The organism is Murinocardiopsis flavida (genome assembly GCF_003014485.1).
Classification (GTDB): domain Bacteria; phylum Actinomycetota; class Actinomycetes; order Streptosporangiales; family Streptosporangiaceae; genus Murinocardiopsis; species Murinocardiopsis flavida.
The window spans coordinates 88,475-104,679 of the sequence record NZ_PYGA01000024.1; the positions used below are offsets into that span (position 1 = coordinate 88,475).

A 16,205-nucleotide genomic window follows, 5' to 3' on the forward strand; every position below is an offset into this window, starting at 1 on the left:
CCGGGGTGGGTGGGCTTCGGGGTGACGGTGGTCGGTCGGGTGGCGGCGGGGGTTGTTGTTGGCGGGCGCGAGGGGGCTCGGGGTGCTAGCGTCAATGGCGTCGCCCACGAAAATCCGGCCGCGCCGCGTGTTCCCGTCCCGCGTCGCCGCCTGCATGGAAGGCCCCCGGATCTCCAGTGCGTGAGTATGCGCTCACCTTCGTCATCGCCGTCGCGGTCACCTACCTGCTGACGCCCTTCGTACGGCGGGCAGCCGTCATCTTCGGCGCGGTCCCGCCGGTGCGCGACCGCGACGTCCACACCGAGCCCATTCCCAGGCTCGGCGGCATCGCCATGTACGGCGGGTTCGTCGCGGCCATGCTCATCGCGCGCGGGCTGCCGCACCTCCAGGACGTGTTCCTCTACGACACCTGGCGGGGGCTGATCCTCGCCGGCGGCCTCATCACGGTGGTCGGGGTCATCGACGACCGGTGGGGGATGGACGCCATCAGCAAGCTCGCCGGGCAGATCGCCGCGGCGGGGATCCTGGTGTGGCAGGGGGTGCAGCTCCTGTGGCTGCCGCTGCCGGGCATGACCTTGGTGCTGAGCCCGGTGCTGGGGACCATCCTGTCGGTGTTCCTGATCGTGGCGACCATCAACGCGGTGAACTTCGCCGACGGCCTCGACGGGCTCGCGGCGGGGGTGGTGGCCATCTCCGCGTTCGCGTTCTTCGGCTACTACTACGTCGTCGCGGTCGACAAGGGCTTCGACCGGCAGTCCTACCCCGCCATGATCGCCATCATCCTGGCGGGGCTGTGCGTGGGCTTCCTGCTGCACAACTACCACCCGGCGCGGGTGTTCATGGGCGACACCGGGTCGATGCTGCTCGGGCTGCTGCTGGCGTCCATCACCATCACCGTCACCGGCCAGTTCGACGCGAACGCCGCGCGCGAGTTCAACGCGGTCGGCCTCGTGGTGTTCCTGCCGGTGCTGCTGCCGCTGCTGGTGCTCGCGCTGCCGCTGGCGGACATGACGCTGGCGGTGGTGCGCCGGACCATGGCGGGCAAGTCGCCGTTCGCGCCCGACAAGAAACACCTGCACCACCGGCTGCTGGAGTTGGGGCACTCGCATGCCCGCGCGGTGCTGCTGATGTACTTGTGGGCGGCGATCATCGCGTTCGCGTCGGTGTCGCTGTCGGTGTTCAACGCCCCGTTCATGGTCCTCACGGTGACGGTGCTGGTGGGGGCGTGCGCGGTGGGACTCATCACCTTGCCGAGGTTCCGCCGCCGCCAGGCGATGCGGCGGGCGCAGGCCGAGCGGGGGAGCGCGAACGCCGCGCTAACAAAAGATCACAATTCGGAACGTCCGTCATGAGCGGAGCGTCACCGGTCCGCTGCGGGGCCCGGGTCCGAATTGGGCCGCCGCGTCCGTTCGGCGAGGGTGCGGCATGCGTGACACAGCCGACATTCCCGCTGGAAACGGCTGGTAATCGGACGTCTCCGGAGCCGGTAAGCTCAGGGTAAAGGCCACCCCGGATCGGGGTCCGAAAAGCTTGTGATAGCTTTCACGAGCAAGCACCCCGCAGAACAGCCACCGGAGCACATACATGCAGGAACACGACGCCCGGATTCTCCGCGGCGCCGCGATTCCGACCGCGATCGTCGGCGCCGCCGCAATGGCAGTGGCGTATTTCCTCAAGGACGTCAACGGCCTTGTCGGCGCCCTCATCGGCGCGCTGCTGGCCCTGGCCTTCTTCGGGGCTTCGGCGCTGTTCCTCGCCTGGCTTGGGCAGAAGCGCCCGGAGCTGCTGCTCATGGGGGCCTTCGCCGCTTATACGATCAAGGTCGTGGTGCTGGGGATCGTCCTGGTCCTCTTCGGCGGCACCACCGCGTTCGACGGTCCGTCGTTCGCGCTGTCGGCTGCGTTGTGCGTGGTCACCTGGCTCACCGGTCACTCGGTCGCCAGCATCCGGGTCCGCCGGCTCTACGTCGACGAACCCGCCGAATCCGACGAACCGGCCGAATCCGAGGCCCCCGTCGAGGAGAGGCAGTGACCATGCTCGGCCGGGGCGGTGTTCCCGCCGGTAGGGGCCGCTGCTATGTTCCGGAGCGAGATGAACGATCAGACCAGCGACGGCCCGGATCAGGGCCGCCGCCCCGACGGGATGGCAATCGTCTCCTACCTTCTGGCCGGTCTGGCGCTCTGGGGCGGGATCGGCTGGCTCGCGGACTGGGCGTTCGGATACGAGACGCTGTTCCTGCCGATCGGCCTGCTCATCGGCATGGTCGGCTCGCTGTACCTGATCATCACCCAGTTCGTCCGCTCCTGACCACCACGTCCGGTGCCGTCCGTCTCGCCCGAGGCATGCGCGCGCCGACCTATACATCGAGGATTCCTGTTGCGTCACGACGAAAGGGTTCGCCGTGAGTGCTGACGCGCGCACCATTCTCGCCGCGGCGGAAGAGCACTGCGCCGATCCGCACATCTTCAACGAAGCGGGCTGCACGTTCCAGGCCCCCAGTGTGAGCCTGTTCTTCCCCACACCGTGGTTCTCCTACGACCTGCCGTACACCTCCGGGTTCACGAAGTACACGGCGCTGCTCATCGTCGTCGTCCTCCTCGTCTCCGCCTTCTGGTACTTCACGACCCGCAACGCGAAGGTCGTCCCGGGGCGGGCGCAGGGTGTGGCCGAGGCGCTGGTGGGCTTCGTGCGCGACCAGATGGTCCGCACGACCATGGGCAAGGCCGGCGAGAAGTACATGCCGCTGATGGTCACCCTGTTCACGTTCATCCTGGCGATGAACGTCATGGGGCTGATCCCCGGATTCCAGCTTCCCGTCACGTCCAACCTCGCGTTCCCCGCCGTCCTCGCCCTCAGCATCTACGTGCTGTGGAACTACGTCGGCGTGCGCGAGCACGGGTTCGCCGGGCACTTCAAGGGCAAGCTGGTCCCCAGCGGGGCACCCAAGTGGATCCTGCCCCTGCTGATCCCCATCGAGTTCATCTCGAACTTCGTCTTCCGGCCGCTCACCCACGCGATCCGGCTCTTCGCCACCATGTTCGCCGGGCACATGCTGCTCGCGGTGTTCGCGGCCGGCGGGTTCTACCTGTTCAACCCCGACGCGGGCGGGATCTGGGGCGGGATCTCGGTGGGCTACTCCGCCATCGCCCTGATCGGCTTCCTCGTCTTCACCGCCTTCGAGCTGTTCATCATGGCTCTCCAGGCGTACGTGTTCGTCCTACTGGCCTCGTTCTACATCGGCGACGCCATCGAGGGCGCGCACTAGGCCCCGGCCTGCGCGTCCTCCCTGACACCAGTCCGTTAAATCCAGGCAGTTCGACGGCACACCGCCCGTCGGCGTGACCCAACCCAGAAAAGGAACGACTGACATGACCGGTACCCTCGCCACCATCGGTTACGGCCTCGCCTGCATCGGCCCCGGCATCGGCGTCGGCCTCATCTTCGGCAACGGCGTGCAGGCCATCGCCCGCCAGCCCGAGATGCGCGGCGTGCTCCAGGGCCAGATGATCCTCGGTATGGCCGTCATCGAGGCCCTCGCCATTCTCGGCTTCGTGCTCGCCTTCATCCAGGCGGGAAGCTGACCTTCGACGTTCCGGTAGAGCGAGACTGACGCGAAGGGATGCCAGCCATGGTCGAAATGGCAGCAGAAGAGAACATCCTGCGGATCCACTGGGATGAATTCACCTTCGGCCTCATCGCCTTCCTGCTGATCCTCGGCGTGGTCACCAAGCTGTGGCCGAGGTTCACGAAGGCTCTGGACGAGCGTGCCAACCAGATCGAGGGTGGCATCGAACGCGCCAAGAAGGCCGAGGCCGAGGCGGAGGAGATCCGCCAGCAGTACCGCGACAAGCTGACCGAGGCGCACCGCGCCGCGGGCCAGGAGTTGGAGAAGGCCAAGGAGCAGGGCACCGTGATCATCGCGGAGGCCCGCGAGGAGGCCCAGGTCGAAGCGCGCCGCATCATCGACGCGGCGCACGCCCAGATCGAGGCCGACCGCCAGCATGCCATGGCGCAGCTCCGCACCGAGATCGGGGCGCTGTCCACCGACCTCGCGAGCCGTATCGTCGGGGAGTCGCTGGGCGACAGCGCCACCCAGGGCCGGGTCATCGACCGGTTCCTCGACGATCTCGACCGCGGCGACCGTCCGGCTGAGGTGCGCTGATGCGCGGGGTCAGCCGGGCGTCGCTCGCCGAGACCACCGAGCGGCTCGACGCCGTCCTGCCGTCGGCGAACGCCGCCGTGCTGGGCGAGGAGCTGTTCGAGGTCGTGGGCCTGCTCACGGCGCAGCACTCGCTGCGCCGTTGGCTGGCCGACCCGGCGAACTCGGCCGACGCCAAGTCCGGGCTCGTCGGCAGCCTGCTGGAGTCGAAGGTGTCGCCGTCCGCGGTGCTCATCGTGAGCGACGTGGTGCGCGCGAAGTGGTCGTCGCGCCGCGACCTCATCGACGCCGTCGAGCGGATGGCGGTCTACTCGACCGTCTCCGCGGCTGAGGGGCAGCAGCGCCTCGACGACCTGGAGGACGAGCTCTTCCGGTTCAGCCGGATCGTGGTGGCGCAGCCCGAGCTGCGGGCCGCGCTCACCAACACGAGCGTGTCCGTCGACCACAAGCGTGAGCTGCTGCGGGACCTGCTCGCCGACAAGGTCAACGCCGCGAGCCTGGTGCTCGTCACCGAGGCGGTCGTCCGACCGCGCGGGCGTACCCTGGAACAGGCCCTGGAGAAGCTCGCCCAGCTGGTTGCCGAGCGGGCGCAGCGCTACATCGCGGTGGTGCGCACGGCCGTCGCCCTCGACGACGCCCAGCAGGAGCGCTTGCAGGCGTCGCTGAGCCGAAAGTACGGCCGGACGATCCACCTGAACATCGAGGTCGTACCGGAGCTGATGGGCGGGATGTCCATCCGCATCGGCGACGAGGTCATCGACGGGACGGTGTCCGGACGGATCGCCGAGATCCGGCGGCGCCTCGCCGGCTGAGACCACCGATTCACGCAACAGACGCAGGGTGCCGCGCGAACCGGCGCCGCTAGCACGAGCCAAACGGCGCCGGCAGGCCAGCCGTGTAACCCAAGACAAAGGACTTACCTGAGATGGCGGAGCTGACGATCCGGCCGGAGGAGATCCGGGACGCGCTACAGCGTTTCGTCCAGTCGTACGAGCCTGACGCCGCCGCGCGCGAAGAGATCGGCACCGTTGTTTACTCCGGTGACGGTATCGCCCGTGTCGGCGGTCTCCCCTCGGCGATGGCGAACGAACTCCTCGAATTCGAGGACGGGACCCAGGGCCTGGCCCTGAACCTGGAGATCGGCGAGATCGGTGTCGTCGTCCTCGGCGACTTCACCAACATCGCGGAGGGGCAGACGGTGCGCCGCACCGGCCAGGTGCTCTCCGTGCCGGTCGGCGACAACTACCTCGGCCGCGTGGTCGACCCCCTGGGCCGCCCCATCGACGGCCAGGGCGACATCGAGACCACCGAGCGCCGCGCGCTGGAACTGCGGGCCCCTTCGGTCATGCAGCGCCAGCCGGTCGGCGAGCCCCTCCAGACCGGTATCAAGGCGATCGACACGATCACCCCGATCGGCCGCGGCCAGCGCCAGCTGATCATCGGCGACCGGCAGACCGGCAAGACCGCGGTCTGCATCGACGCGATCATCAACCAGAAGGCCAACTGGGACTCCGGCGACCCCGACAAGCAGGTGCGCTGCATCTACGTCGCGGTCGGCCAGAAGGGCTCCACCATCTCCGGCGTGCGCGGCGCGCTGGAGGAGGCCGGGGCGATGGAGTACACCACCATCGTGGCCGCTCCGGCGTCCGACCCGGCCGGGTACAAGTACATCGCCCCCTACACCGGTTCCGCCATCGGCCAGAACTGGATGTACCAGGGCAAGCACGTCCTGATCGTCTTCGACGACCTCACCAAGCAGGCCGAGGCCTACCGTGCGGTGTCGCTGCTGCTGCGCCGCCCGCCGGGCCGCGAGGCGTACCCCGGTGACGTCTTCTACCTGCACTCGCGGCTGCTGGAGCGGTGCGCGAAGCTGTCGGACGAGATGGGCGCCGGGTCCATGACCGGGCTGCCGATCATCGAGACCAAGGCGAACGACGTGTCCGCCTACGTCCCGACCAACGTCATCTCCATCACCGACGGCCAGGTCTTCCTGGAGTCGGACCTGTTCAACCAGGGCCAGCGCCCCGCGATCAACGTCGGCATCTCGGTGTCGCGTGTGGGCAGCGCGGCGCAGACCAAGGCGATGAAGAAGGTCGTCGGTTCGCTGCGCGTCAGCCTCGCCCAGTTCCGCGACCTGGAGGCGTTCGCCGCCTTCGGCTCCGACCTGGACGCCGCGTCCAAGGCGCAGCTCGGGCGCGGCCAGCGGCTGATGGAGCTGCTCAAGCAGGGCCAGTACTCGCCGTTCCCGGTGGAGTCCGAGGTCGTCTCGATGTGGGCCGGCACCTCCGGCCGCCTCGACGAGGTCCCGGTCGAGGACATCCGCCGCTTCGAGGAGGACTTCCTGGACTTCCTGCGCCGCGAGCACGGCAAGGTCCTCGACACCATCCGCGAGAGCGGCAAGTTCGAGGAGGAGACCGCGCAGGCCCTCAGCGACGCCATCGACGACTTCAAGAAGACCTTCGAGACCAGCGCCGGCTCGATCCTCGGGACCGAGGAGGAGGCCGAGGCGATGGAGACCGAGAAGGTCGGCCAGGAGACCATCAAGGTCGCCAAGAGCGGCGGGAACTGACATATGGGTGCACAGCTTCGCGTCTACCGCAGGAGGATCCGCTCCACCAAGTCGATGGCGAAGATCACCCGTGCCATGGAGCTGATCGCCACGACGCGGATCAGCGGTGCGCAGCGGGCGGCCGAGTCGGCCGGGCCGTACGCGAGGGAGATCACCCGCGCCGTCTCGGCGGTGGCCGGCCGCTACAGCCAGCACCCGCTGCTGACCGAGGCCGAGAACCCCACACGGGCCGCCGTCCTCGTGATCACCAGCGACAAGGGTCTCGCAGGCGGCTACACCACCAACGCCATCAAGGAAGCGGAGTCGCTGTCGCAGCTCCTCAAGGACCAGGGCAAGGACGTCCTGACCTACATGGTGGGCCGCAAGGGCGTCGGCTTCTACCGGTTCCGCGACCGGCCGATGGAGCGGGAGTGGGAGGGCATCACCGAACGCCCGTCCTACATGGACGCCAAGGAGATCGGTGCGGCGCTGATGGAGAAGTTCACCGCCGACACCGCCGACGGCGGGGTGGACGAGATCCACGTCGTCTCGACCGAGTTCGTCTCCATGATCACCCAGAGGGCGGCCACGCATCGCGTGCTGCCGCTGGAGATCGAGGAGGTCGACGCCGAGGAGCTGAAGCAGCAGCAGGGCGGAGCCGTCCCGCTGTACGACTTCGAGCCCTCTCCTGAGGAGGCGCTCGACCAGCTCCTGCCGCAGTACGTGTCGAACCGGATCTACTTTGCGCTGCTGGAGGCCGCGGCCTCGCAGTGGGCTTCGCGGCGTGCCGCCATGAAGGCCGCCACGGACAACGCCGAGGAACTGGTCCACACCCTCACCCGTCAGGCCAACCAGGCGCGCCAGGCGGAGATCACCAACGAGATCAGCGAGATCGTGGGCGGCGCCGACGCGCTCGCCTCTGCCAGCGCGGGAAGTGAGTAAGAGAAGTGACTGCGACTGTTGAAGAGACGGCCGCGCCCGGCACCGCCAGCGGCCGTATCGCCCGGGTCACCGGGCCCGTCGTCGACGTGGAGTTCCCCGTCGACGCCCTGCCCCCGATCTACAACGCCCTGAAGACCGACGTCACCCTCGACGGGGAGACCAAGACCATCACGATGGAGGTCGCCCAGCACCTGGGTGACAACCTCGTCCGCACCATCAGCCTCGCGCCCCAGGACGGTCTGGTGCGCGGCGCGGAGGTGCGCGACACCGGCGCTCCGCTGAGCGTCCCGGTGGGCGACGTCGTCAAGGGCCACGTGTTCAACACCCTCGGCGAGCCCCAGGACGTCCCGGAGTCCGAGCTGGAGGTGACGGAGCGCTGGCCGATCCACCGCCAGGCCCCGCCGTTCGACCAGCTCGAGTCGAAGACCGAGATGATGGTCACCGGCATCAAGGTCATCGACCTGCTGACGCCGTACGTGCGCGGCGGGAAGATCGGCCTGTTCGGCGGCGCGGGTGTGGGCAAGACCGTCCTCATCCAGGAGATGATCACCCGCATCGCCCGCAACTTCGGCGGTGTGTCGGTGTTCGCCGGTGTGGGTGAGCGCACCCGTGAGGGCACGGACCTGTTCCTGGAGATGGGCGAGATGGAGGTCCTCCCGGACACCGCTCTCGTCTTCGGCCAGATGGACGAGCCCCCCGGCACCCGGCTGCGGGTGGCGCTGTCGGCGCTGACGATGGCGGAGTACTTCCGCGACGTCCAGGGCCAGGACGTCCTGCTGTTCATCGACAACATCTTCCGGTTCACCCAGGCGGGTTCGGAGGTGTCGACCCTGCTGGGCCGCATGCCCTCCGCTGTGGGCTACCAGCCCAACCTCGCCGACGAGATGGGCCTGCTCCAGGAGCGGATCACGTCGACCCGCGGCCACTCGATCACCTCGATGCAGGCGATCTACGTGCCCGCGGACGACTACACCGACCCGGCGCCGGCGGCCACGTTCGCCCACCTCGACGCGACGACCGAGCTTTCCCGGCCGATCTCGCAGAAGGGCATCTACCCGGCGGTGGACCCGCTGACGTCGACCTCGCGCATCCTCGACCCGCAGTACGTGGGCCAGGAGCACTACGACGTCGCCCAGCGGGTCAAGGAGATCCTGCAACGGAACAACGACCTCCAGGACCAGATCGCCATTCTCGGTATCGATGAGCTGACCGAAGAGGACAAGATCATCGTGAACCGGGCGCGGCGCCTGGAGCGGTTCCTGTCGCAGAACATGTTCGTCGCCGAGAAGTTCACCGGCAACCCGGGCGTGTTCGTCCCGCTGGAGGAGACCATCTCCTCGTTCAAGGCACTGTGCGACGGCGAGTACGACCACCTGCCCGAGCAGGCGTTCCTCGATGTCGGCAACATCGACATGGCCGTGGAGAAGGCCGAGACGCTGGCGAGCTAGTTGCTGACCGGGCGGGCCGCCGGCCCGCCCGGTGCAACGGTCCGCGGCCTTGAGCCCTGCGCGTGCAGGGGTGAATCGGAGTAGTGGGGCAGTGTCGAACAAGCTTTTCGTCGAACTGGTCTCGCCCGAACGTGAGCTGTGGGCGGGCGAGGGCGACATGGTCATCGTGAAGACGGTCGAGGGCGACCTCGGTGTCCAGCCCGGACACATCCCGGTCCTCTCCCTGCTGGCGCCGGGCGCGGTCGTCCGCGTCATGGGCGGCAGGGAGAACGGCGAGGTGCGGGCCGCGGTCCACGGCGGGTTCATCTCCGTCGCGGACAACCGGGTATCGGTGCTCGCCGAGATCGCGGAGCTCGCCGAGGAGATCGACGTCTCCCGCGCGCAGACCGCGCTCGACAACGTCGGGACCGTCACGGCCGACGACGCCGAGGCGACCGCGCGCGCCGCGCGGGCCCGCAGCCGGCTGGCTGCGGCCGGGACCGGCGAGCCCGTCTAGCGCGGGCGCCCGGTGGTGCGGGAGCGGCTGATGGGCGGGTCCGTGCCGGCGGCCGCCGAGTGGCTGCTCGTCGCGCCGGTCGTCCTCACCCTCGCCTTCCTCACCGCTGTGGCGCTGCGCCGCTACGCGCTGGAGCGCCGGGGCGGTGGGGTGGAGTGCTACCTCCGTGCCGCCGACGGCGCCCGGCCCTGGCGTATCGGCTTCGCCCGGTACGGCTCGGAGGTACTGCGCTGGTACCGGGTGTTCTCTTTGTGGCCGCGGCCGACAGTGGAACTGTCGCGCCGCGGTCTTTTCGTTGTCGACCGGCGCAGCCCGTCCCCGGCCGACCTCGGCGGCCTGACCCCCGATGTCGCGGTGATCGGCGTGGGCTGGTCGCACGCCGACGGCTCCGCGCCGACCGCCGCGGTCTATGAGCTGGCGATGAGCGAGAGTGCCCTGACCGGATTCCGCTCCTGGGTGGAGTCGATCCCGCCGGGCGGGGCGTGAGCGGGGCATGGGCGTCCCGCCGGGTGGGGGGCGTGGGTTGGCACGAGTGCCCTGCCGTGCGGGGCATGGACGCCCCGCCGCGCGGGTAGGCGGCGCGCAGAACCGAACGGACGCGGGGTACCGGAGCACCGGCGCCCCTTCACCTGTGGAGGTCAGGTCATGATCGTCGCATTCTCCGTAAGCCCGATGAACGGCACCGCCGGTACGGACTCCGTCGCCCCCGCCGTCGCCCGCGCGGTGCGGGTCGTCCGCGACAGCGGACTGCCGAACAGCACCGACGCCATGTTCACCAGCATCGAGGGTGAGTGGGACGAGGTGATGGACGTCGTGAAGCGCGCGGTCGAAGCGGCGGGTGAGGGTTCCGACCGGGTCAGCCTGGTCCTCAAGGCCGACATCCGCGACGGTGTCAACGACGGTCTGACCAGCAAGATCGCCTCGGTAGAGCAGGAGCTGAACGGCGGCGCCACGGGCTAGGGACCCTGGTGCGCCAGGGTCCCTGTTCGCCCCACCGGAGTCCGGGCTGTCGAGCGGTGATCGAGGCCCGGTGGCGGCCTACGCCGCGACCGTGGTGGTGATCCAGTCCGCGTGTGCCACGGCGTCGGTGAAGACCGACGGGCCCACGCAGAGGGGGCTGACATCGTAGTCGCCGTCGCGGCTGACGACGCCGACCAGCTCCCAGCGGCCCTCGGCGCCGCGGATCAGGGGGCCGCCGGAGTCGGTCGTGCAGACCTGCGCCTCGTCGGTGGGGTGCTCGGAGCACAGGTCGCTGTTGGCGTCCAGTTCCGCGCACCGGTCGACGGGCACCACCTCGGTGTCGAGTTCCTGGAGGATGTCCGGCTTGGGTTCCTCGCCGAACTCGTCGGCCATTCCCCAGCCCCGGCAGTGAGCACCCACTGCTCGTCGACCAGCGCACCGCCGCAGTAGTGTGCGTCCTTGTCGTCGTACAGGGCGGTCATGAACCCGTAGTGCTCAGTGGCGTCGGCCCCGCCGATGATCGCGTTCGCCGGTGCGGCCAGCGCGGTCGCCGCCATGAACGCGCCGGCCCCCACCGCCCCGGCGAGCGCCATGCCTCGTCCACGGCTTCGCCCGGCCCGGCACCTGCGGCTACGACTGTCGAACATGTGCGAACCCTTTCGTCGCGGGGTGCGTGTGAGCGTGGTGCTGTCTGCTGCCACACCCGAACCTAGAGATCGGCGCGCACCGAGACACCGGCCGCGAGTGATCGTTCACCCACCCCGAAAGTCACCCTTGAGTCCGTACCGCTGCGGGTGGCCACGACCGATCCCGCGCGAGCAGCGATCCGGGGTGGTGGTTTCTGGGGTCGGTCTGTTCGCTGGGCGGCCTTGTTGCTGGGCCGCGTGCGGGTGGTCTGTGGTGAGAAGCGGCGCCAACGGCGGCGAGGGGTCGGGGTCCGGTTGTTTCGGCTGGGGTACGCGGGGGTCGGGGTGGGCGGCGGGGCAGCGACGGCCGGTGGTGGGCCGGGGTGTGCGCGATAGGCCATCTTTGCGCAGGGGGCTGGGGCCGTTGAGCCGCTGCGGTGCGGAAGCTCGCGCAAAAGAGCAGGTCAGCGACCCGGGGGCGGCATCCCACGACTCCGGGCGTCTCACATCATGAGAACGCAATGATAGGGACAACCCAGACAGCACCCGAATGACGTCTGGATGGTCATCCCGCCGCCCCGCAGGCCCGCACCCCCGTGAAAACCGGACACCAAGCCGCAATGCGGGCAGGTAAAGAGGGCTCCGGCCTATCACCAGTCCGCATGATGGACATGATCTTGGCGCAGGGCCCGAATCAGCACCCCTCCGCCGCGAATCACGCCACTAAAAGGGACATATACCGCCAATCCCCCTCCGCGGGTGCGGCTCTGCGCAGGTAGCCGTGCTTTTCGCTGCGCAGGGACGCGCATGCGTGCGGGTGACCCCGGGAAACCCCGCCTCCGATCGCCCGCCCCTGCCCCCGCGCACCCCGGCCGATGCAACCGGAGCCCGGCCCCTCCCCGCCTTTGGTGCTGCTGTTCCCCACCGGGCACCCGGCACGACCTCGCCGGGGCCGGCCCTTCGCCCACCTTTGGTGCTGCCTTGCCCACCGGGAACCGGGTGTTGACCGTGGGCAAGGGTGCCCTGTGAACAGTAGGCGTACAGAGTGTGACAAACTCGCACGGTTCAATTTTTCTGACACTTCCACCAGGGGGGAACAACGTGCCCAGCATGAGGAGATTCGCCGCTCGGATGGGCGTGGTTGCGCTCACCGCCACGATGTCCCTCGCAGTCGCCGCCACTGCGTACGCAGGGACTGACGAGCGCATCGACGTCGCCGGGGGCGAGGTGTCCTTCACCCACCAGGGTGACTACATCAACTCCTACGACCTGAAGGCGGACGGCTACTGCCTGATGGCCGAACTGAAGATCATCAACCAGGACCACAGCTGGACCACCACGTCCTGTGGGTACAACCAGCGCACGCACAAGAGTCTGAAGCGGATCAACGAGGGTGCGCCGGTGTATCTCAGGGCCTGCTACACCAAGAAGAGCGGCAACCGGGTGAAGTGCACCGGCTGGCAGGGCGCACACGCCTGACCGCTCGACCCTCGGTCCGGGTGACGCTGCCCCGATCCGAGGTCACCGCCATCAATGGATGGCTCCACATGCATCGAGTCACGCCCTAGAGGACTGATCAGGATCGTGGTGCGCTGGCCCCGCCGCATTCGCGGCGGGGCCAGGTCGGGTCCTGGCGGGTGGGGTCGCGTGGTGGGGCTGTCCGCTGCCTGGCCCCGGGGGCAGGAGGAGCGCCAGACCGGTGTTCGGCTTGACCTTTCCCGCGCCGAGCCGGGCACATGGCGGCCCGGAGCCTATTGTGGCCCATTCGGTCCAGAACTTGTAGTGTGCGGGTATGCCTCGACCTCGTGAGTTCGATGAAAGCCGTGTGCTCCTCGCCATCCGCGACGAGTTCTGGGACAAGGGCTACGCGGCGACATCAATGGACGACCTGCTGCGCGTGAGCGGGCTGGGCAAGGGCAGCCTCTACGGGGCGTTCGGGGATAAGCGCAGCCTGTTCCTGCGGGTGCTGCGCGACTACGACGACGCGAACCTGCTGGCGCTGCGCGAGCGCCAGGTTTCCGCGGCGCGGGGGATCGACGTGGTGCGCGAGTTCGTACTCGGCCTGACCGGCGACCCGACTGGGGCGGTCGCGCGTCGGGGTTGCCTGCTGGCCAACAGCAACGCCGAGCTTTCCGCCAGTACCCCGGACGTCGCAGCCGAGGCTCGCCGCAGCTACGACGCGATCGCCACCGTCCTCACCGCGGCGCTGGAGCGCGCCCAGAGCGAAGGCGACCTCGACCCCGACATCGACCCTTCGGAGACCGCCCGCGCGGCCCTCGTCGCGCAACTCGGCCTCATCGCCCTCGGGCGCACCGGCATGGATATCGAAGCGCTCGCCGTGGTGGCCCAATCCGCCCTGGCACGGTTGCTGCCCACCCCGGCGCAGTAGCGGCAGCGCACCGGCCGACCTGTACCGCCTAGCCCTGCAACCGGCAGCCCGTCTACTGGACCGCGCCGGGAAGCCCTGATGTCGAATCAATATTGACCGCACGGTCCATATCAGGCACTATTATGGACGCAACAGTCCATAATGTGAGGGAGGACGGCATGGCCGTCTTGGCAGACAAGGTCGCCGTGGTCACCGGGGCCGGCACCGGCATCGGGTTCGCGACCGCGCGCGCATTCCGCGACGAGGGCGCCACGGTGTTCATCACCGGCCGCCGCAAAGACGCGCTCGACGCCGCGGTTGCCGAGCTCGGACCTGGCGTGACCGGAGTGGTCTGCGATGCTTCGGTGCCCGCAGAGCTCGATGCGTTCTACGGCACAGTGCGCGACCAGGCCGGACGCATCGACGTGCTGGTCGCCAACGCAGGCGTCGGCACCGCGGCGCCGTTCGGCGAGGTGACGGAGGATCTGATCGACTCGGTGTTCGCCACCAACGTCAAGGGGACGATCTTCACTCTCCAGCAGGCGCTGCCGCTGCTCAGCACGAACGCTTCGGTGATCCTGACGGGTTCGACCGCGATAACACGGCCCAACCTGGGACTTGAGGTCTACGCGGCGTCGAAGGCCGCAGTCCGCACCCTCGCCCGCGGCTGGGCTCTCAGCGCACGCGCACACGGCTTCCGGGTCAACGTCGTGTCCCCGGGCGGGACGCGTACCCCTGGCCTGCTTGATCTGGTCACACCCGAGATGCTCAAGGACGCCGAAGGCGCTGTTCCCCTCGGCCGGCTTGCCGAACCCGAGGAGATCGCCGCCGTGACGACGTTCCTCGCCTCGGACGCGTCGAGCTACGTCAACGGCGCCGAGTTCTTCGCCGACGGTGGATACGCGCAGGCATGAGCGCCCTCGCAAGCGCCGATTCAGGTGCGTTTCACGCACGGTCCGGAGCTGGGGCGGGTGGAGGGCCGGCCGAGGCCGGGATCGTCATCGCGCGTCGGTAGCGCACGGTGCTGGTACTGCCGCGATGCACGATGCGCTGGAACGGGACGCGTGTGCTGGCAAGCTCGCGAGGCGCGGGGTGCCGACGCGGGCGCGGGGGCGATGGAGGCGCGCAAGGGCGGGAGCGAGGGGGACTCGGGGCCTGGGCTCCACCGGCCGGGATGCGCGGTGGGGGTGCGGTGGGGATGCGCGGTGGGGATGAGAAGCAGTAACGGCGGAAGGGGCAGGTTCCTGGCCGGATCGTGCGGGTTTTTAGGGTCGGTCCGTCTGCTGGGCGGCCCTGTCGCAGGGCCGGGTGCGGGTGGTCTGTGGGGAAAGGCAGCACCGAAGGCGGGTGGGGGCCTGGGGCCGGCTGGATCGGGTCGGGTGTGCGGATGGGAGAAGCAGCAGCAAAGGCGGCAGGGGGCGGTGCCCGGCTGGATCGGCCGGGGTGCGCGGGGGCCAGCGTGGGCAACGGGGCAGCAACGGCCGGCGGTGGGCCGGGATGCGCGCGGATAGGCCACCGCTGCGCATGGGGCCGGGGGCGTCGGACCACCGCGCTGCCGAGTCCTGCATAAAAGGGCAGGTCAGCGGCCCGGGTGCTGCTCCCTATTACCCGGGGCGTCTCACATGATGAGAACCCGATGGGAGGGACAATCCAGACAGCACCCGAATGACGTCTGGATGGGCACCCCGCCGCCCCGCAGGCCCGCCCTGTCCACGAAAACCGGACACCACGTTGCAATCCGGGCGCGTGGAGGCGGTTCCTGCTGGTTCCTCGTCCGCGTGCTGGACATGATCTTGGCGCGGGGCCCGAATCAGCGCCCCTCCGCCGCGAATCGCGCTGCCGAAAGGAACATAAACCCCGAATCACCCTCCATGGGGGCGGCTCTGCGCAGGTAGCCGTGCTTTTCGCTGCCGGGGGCGCGGCTACGCGCGGGCGACCCCGGGGTAACCCCGCGGGGGCCAAGGGAAACCCGGCCGATCCAGCCGAGCCTCGCCCCTGTCGCCTTTGGTGCTGCTCTTCCCACCAGAAACCGGGCGTCGACAGCGGACAAGGCCGCCCTGCGAACCGAGATCGCCTTCCGGTGGTGGGAGTGTGCGTGGTTCACTCGGGAGGCCGTGTCCGTGAATTGGCAGAGGTCTTTCCTTCTCGCGTTGCTCGATCGTGGCTGGGTCACGATGGAGCACGCCGTTCGGTTGAGGTAGCGGGATGGGATGGATGGCGATGGGCCGACATCACATTTCAATAACGCGCCACAAAGTGCCAGGTCATTAACTCCAAGCCCCGCGCATGCGGGGGTGAACCGTTGAGCTTCTTCGGGTTCTTGGCGACATCGGCCCAAGCCCCGCGCATGCGGGGGTGAACCGTAGAACTGCCGCTCCGGCCGGGCCCTCATTCCCCAAGCCCCGCGCATGCGGGGGTGAACCCCAGGCGAGCGCGGCCGTCTCGTCGGTGAAGCGCCAAGCCCCGCGCACGCGGGGGTGGGGGTGGTTATCCGGTGCGGGGGGCGGGTGCTGCCTGGGGCGGCTCGGTGGTGGTTTTGAAGGCGTTGAGGATGCGGGTGCGTACGGCGGTGGGGCCGATGGGCAGGGTGGCGGCGATTTCTCGGTAGCTCTCGCCGTTGGTGTGGCGGGTGAGGAGTTCGGTGTCGGTGGTGCCGAT

17 protein-coding genes and 1 pseudogene are annotated in these 16,205 nt (G+C 69.0%); 16 read left to right on the forward strand and 2 right to left on the reverse strand.

What is annotated here, in order from left to right:
* Positions 1-176: 176 nt before the first annotated feature.
* The 13 genes from CLV63_RS26945 to CLV63_RS27005 all read left to right on the forward strand — a co-directional run bounded on the left by CLV63_RS26945 (position 177) and on the right by CLV63_RS27005 (position 10,553).
* On the forward strand, positions 177-1,352 hold the full coding sequence (locus CLV63_RS26945) for an MraY family glycosyltransferase (RefSeq protein WP_106586026.1): 1,176 nt from the start codon (positions 177-179) through the stop codon (positions 1,350-1,352).
* A gap of 232 nt (positions 1,353-1,584) precedes the next feature.
* Entirely contained in the window at positions 1,585-2,031 is a 447-nt protein-coding gene (locus CLV63_RS26950; protein ID WP_106586027.1) for a hypothetical protein, read from the forward strand.
* A gap of 60 nt (positions 2,032-2,091) precedes the next feature.
* Complete coding sequence (locus CLV63_RS26955) at positions 2,092-2,307, forward strand: AtpZ/AtpI family protein (RefSeq protein WP_106586056.1); 216 nt, start codon at positions 2,092-2,094, stop codon at positions 2,305-2,307.
* A 94-nt stretch (positions 2,308-2,401) separates the two neighbouring features.
* Positions 2,402-3,265: a F0F1 ATP synthase subunit A gene (gene atpB / locus CLV63_RS26960; protein ID WP_106586028.1), complete on the forward strand. Its 864-nt coding sequence runs from the start codon at positions 2,402-2,404 to the stop codon at positions 3,263-3,265.
* A 103-nt stretch (positions 3,266-3,368) separates the two neighbouring features.
* On the forward strand, positions 3,369-3,581 hold the full coding sequence (gene atpE, locus CLV63_RS26965; protein WP_106586029.1) for an ATP synthase F0 subunit C: 213 nt from the start codon (positions 3,369-3,371) through the stop codon (positions 3,579-3,581).
* Positions 3,582-3,628: 47 nt separating this feature from the next.
* A complete protein-coding gene (locus tag CLV63_RS26970) occupies positions 3,629-4,162 on the forward strand; it encodes a F0F1 ATP synthase subunit B (protein ID WP_106586030.1) in 534 nt (177 codons plus the stop codon).
* Positions 4,162-4,971 carry a F0F1 ATP synthase subunit delta gene (locus tag CLV63_RS26975; RefSeq protein ID WP_106586031.1) on the forward strand — a complete coding sequence of 270 codons (810 nt, stop codon included), beginning with the start codon at positions 4,162-4,164 and terminating at the stop codon, positions 4,969-4,971. Before CLV63_RS26970 ends, CLV63_RS26975 begins: the two co-directional genes overlap by 1 nt.
* A gap of 113 nt (positions 4,972-5,084) precedes the next feature.
* Positions 5,085-6,728, forward strand: coding sequence for a F0F1 ATP synthase subunit alpha (gene atpA / locus CLV63_RS26980; RefSeq protein ID WP_106586032.1), 1,644 nt, complete (start codon positions 5,085-5,087; stop codon positions 6,726-6,728).
* A 3-nt stretch (positions 6,729-6,731) separates the two neighbouring features.
* The gene (locus tag CLV63_RS26985; RefSeq protein WP_106586033.1) at positions 6,732-7,649 is read left to right on the forward strand and encodes a F0F1 ATP synthase subunit gamma; all 918 of its coding nucleotides are present in this window, start codon (positions 6,732-6,734) and stop codon (positions 7,647-7,649) included.
* Between the two features lie 5 nt (positions 7,650-7,654).
* Positions 7,655-9,097, forward strand: a complete 1,443-nt coding sequence (atpD, locus tag CLV63_RS26990) for a F0F1 ATP synthase subunit beta (RefSeq protein WP_106586034.1) — start codon at positions 7,655-7,657, stop codon at positions 9,095-9,097.
* Positions 9,098-9,188: 91 nt separating this feature from the next.
* Positions 9,189-9,593 carry a F0F1 ATP synthase subunit epsilon gene (locus tag CLV63_RS26995; protein WP_106586035.1) on the forward strand — a complete coding sequence of 135 codons (405 nt, stop codon included), beginning with the start codon at positions 9,189-9,191 and terminating at the stop codon, positions 9,591-9,593.
* A gap of 30 nt (positions 9,594-9,623) precedes the next feature.
* Complete coding sequence (locus tag CLV63_RS27000; RefSeq protein WP_106586036.1) at positions 9,624-10,079, forward strand: DUF2550 domain-containing protein; 456 nt, start codon at positions 9,624-9,626, stop codon at positions 10,077-10,079.
* Between the two features lie 159 nt (positions 10,080-10,238).
* Positions 10,239-10,553 carry a thiamine-binding protein gene (locus CLV63_RS27005; protein WP_106586037.1) on the forward strand — a complete coding sequence of 105 codons (315 nt, stop codon included), beginning with the start codon at positions 10,239-10,241 and terminating at the stop codon, positions 10,551-10,553.
* A gap of 78 nt (positions 10,554-10,631) precedes the next feature.
* On the opposite strand, the gene CLV63_RS34745 is transcribed toward CLV63_RS27005, so the two are convergent.
* Together CLV63_RS34745 and CLV63_RS35180 are read right to left on the reverse strand one after the other, a co-directional pair.
* A complete protein-coding gene (locus CLV63_RS34745) occupies positions 10,632-10,946 on the reverse strand; it encodes a trypsin-like serine protease (RefSeq protein ID WP_245929085.1) in 315 nt (104 codons plus the stop codon).
* 65 nt (positions 10,947-11,011) lie between these two features.
* Positions 11,012-11,200, reverse strand: a pseudogene (locus CLV63_RS35180) (serine protease); the annotation flags it as partial.
* 1,110 nt (positions 11,201-12,310) lie between these two features.
* On the opposite strand from CLV63_RS35180, the gene CLV63_RS27015 reads away from it, so the two are divergent.
* The 3 genes from CLV63_RS27015 (at position 12,311) to CLV63_RS27025 (ending at position 14,461) form a co-directional block, all read left to right on the forward strand.
* Entirely contained in the window at positions 12,311-12,658 is a 348-nt protein-coding gene (locus tag CLV63_RS27015) for a hypothetical protein (protein ID WP_106586038.1), read from the forward strand.
* Positions 12,659-12,971: 313 nt separating this feature from the next.
* Complete coding sequence (locus tag CLV63_RS27020; protein WP_211301493.1) at positions 12,972-13,568, forward strand: TetR/AcrR family transcriptional regulator; 597 nt, start codon at positions 12,972-12,974, stop codon at positions 13,566-13,568.
* 158 nt (positions 13,569-13,726) lie between these two features.
* On the forward strand, positions 13,727-14,461 hold the full coding sequence (locus tag CLV63_RS27025; RefSeq protein WP_106586040.1) for an SDR family NAD(P)-dependent oxidoreductase: 735 nt from the start codon (positions 13,727-13,729) through the stop codon (positions 14,459-14,461).
* The last annotated feature ends 1,744 nt before the right edge of the window (positions 14,462-16,205 follow it).

Bases quoted from the DNA above. Each gene is read 5' to 3' on its own strand.
- CLV63_RS27005 (WP_106586037.1), top strand. From the start codon at position 10,239: ATGATCGTCGCATTCTCCGTAAGCCCGATGAACGGCACCGCCGGTACG.
- atpE (WP_106586029.1), top strand. From the start codon at position 3,369: ATGACCGGTACCCTCGCCACCATCGGTTACGGCCTCGCCTGCATCGGC.
- CLV63_RS27000 (WP_106586036.1), top strand. From the start codon at position 9,624: ATGGGCGGGTCCGTGCCGGCGGCCGCCGAGTGGCTGCTCGTCGCGCCG.
- CLV63_RS26950 (WP_106586027.1), top strand. From the start codon at position 1,585: ATGCAGGAACACGACGCCCGGATTCTCCGCGGCGCCGCGATTCCGACC.
- CLV63_RS27015 (WP_106586038.1), top strand. From the start codon at position 12,311: ATGGGCGTGGTTGCGCTCACCGCCACGATGTCCCTCGCAGTCGCCGCC.
- atpA (WP_106586032.1), top strand. From the start codon at position 5,085: ATGGCGGAGCTGACGATCCGGCCGGAGGAGATCCGGGACGCGCTACAG.
- CLV63_RS26975 (WP_106586031.1), top strand. From the start codon at position 4,162: ATGCGCGGGGTCAGCCGGGCGTCGCTCGCCGAGACCACCGAGCGGCTC.
- CLV63_RS26985 (WP_106586033.1), top strand. From the start codon at position 6,732: ATGGGTGCACAGCTTCGCGTCTACCGCAGGAGGATCCGCTCCACCAAG.
- CLV63_RS27020 (WP_211301493.1), top strand. From the start codon at position 12,972: ATGCCTCGACCTCGTGAGTTCGATGAAAGCCGTGTGCTCCTCGCCATC.
- CLV63_RS26970 (WP_106586030.1), top strand. From the start codon at position 3,629: ATGGTCGAAATGGCAGCAGAAGAGAACATCCTGCGGATCCACTGGGAT.
- CLV63_RS27025 (WP_106586040.1), top strand. From the start codon at position 13,727: ATGGCCGTCTTGGCAGACAAGGTCGCCGTGGTCACCGGGGCCGGCACC.
- CLV63_RS26955 (WP_106586056.1), top strand. From the start codon at position 2,092: ATGAACGATCAGACCAGCGACGGCCCGGATCAGGGCCGCCGCCCCGAC.
- CLV63_RS34745 (WP_245929085.1), bottom strand. From the start codon at position 10,946: ATGGCCGACGAGTTCGGCGAGGAACCCAAGCCGGACATCCTCCAGGAA.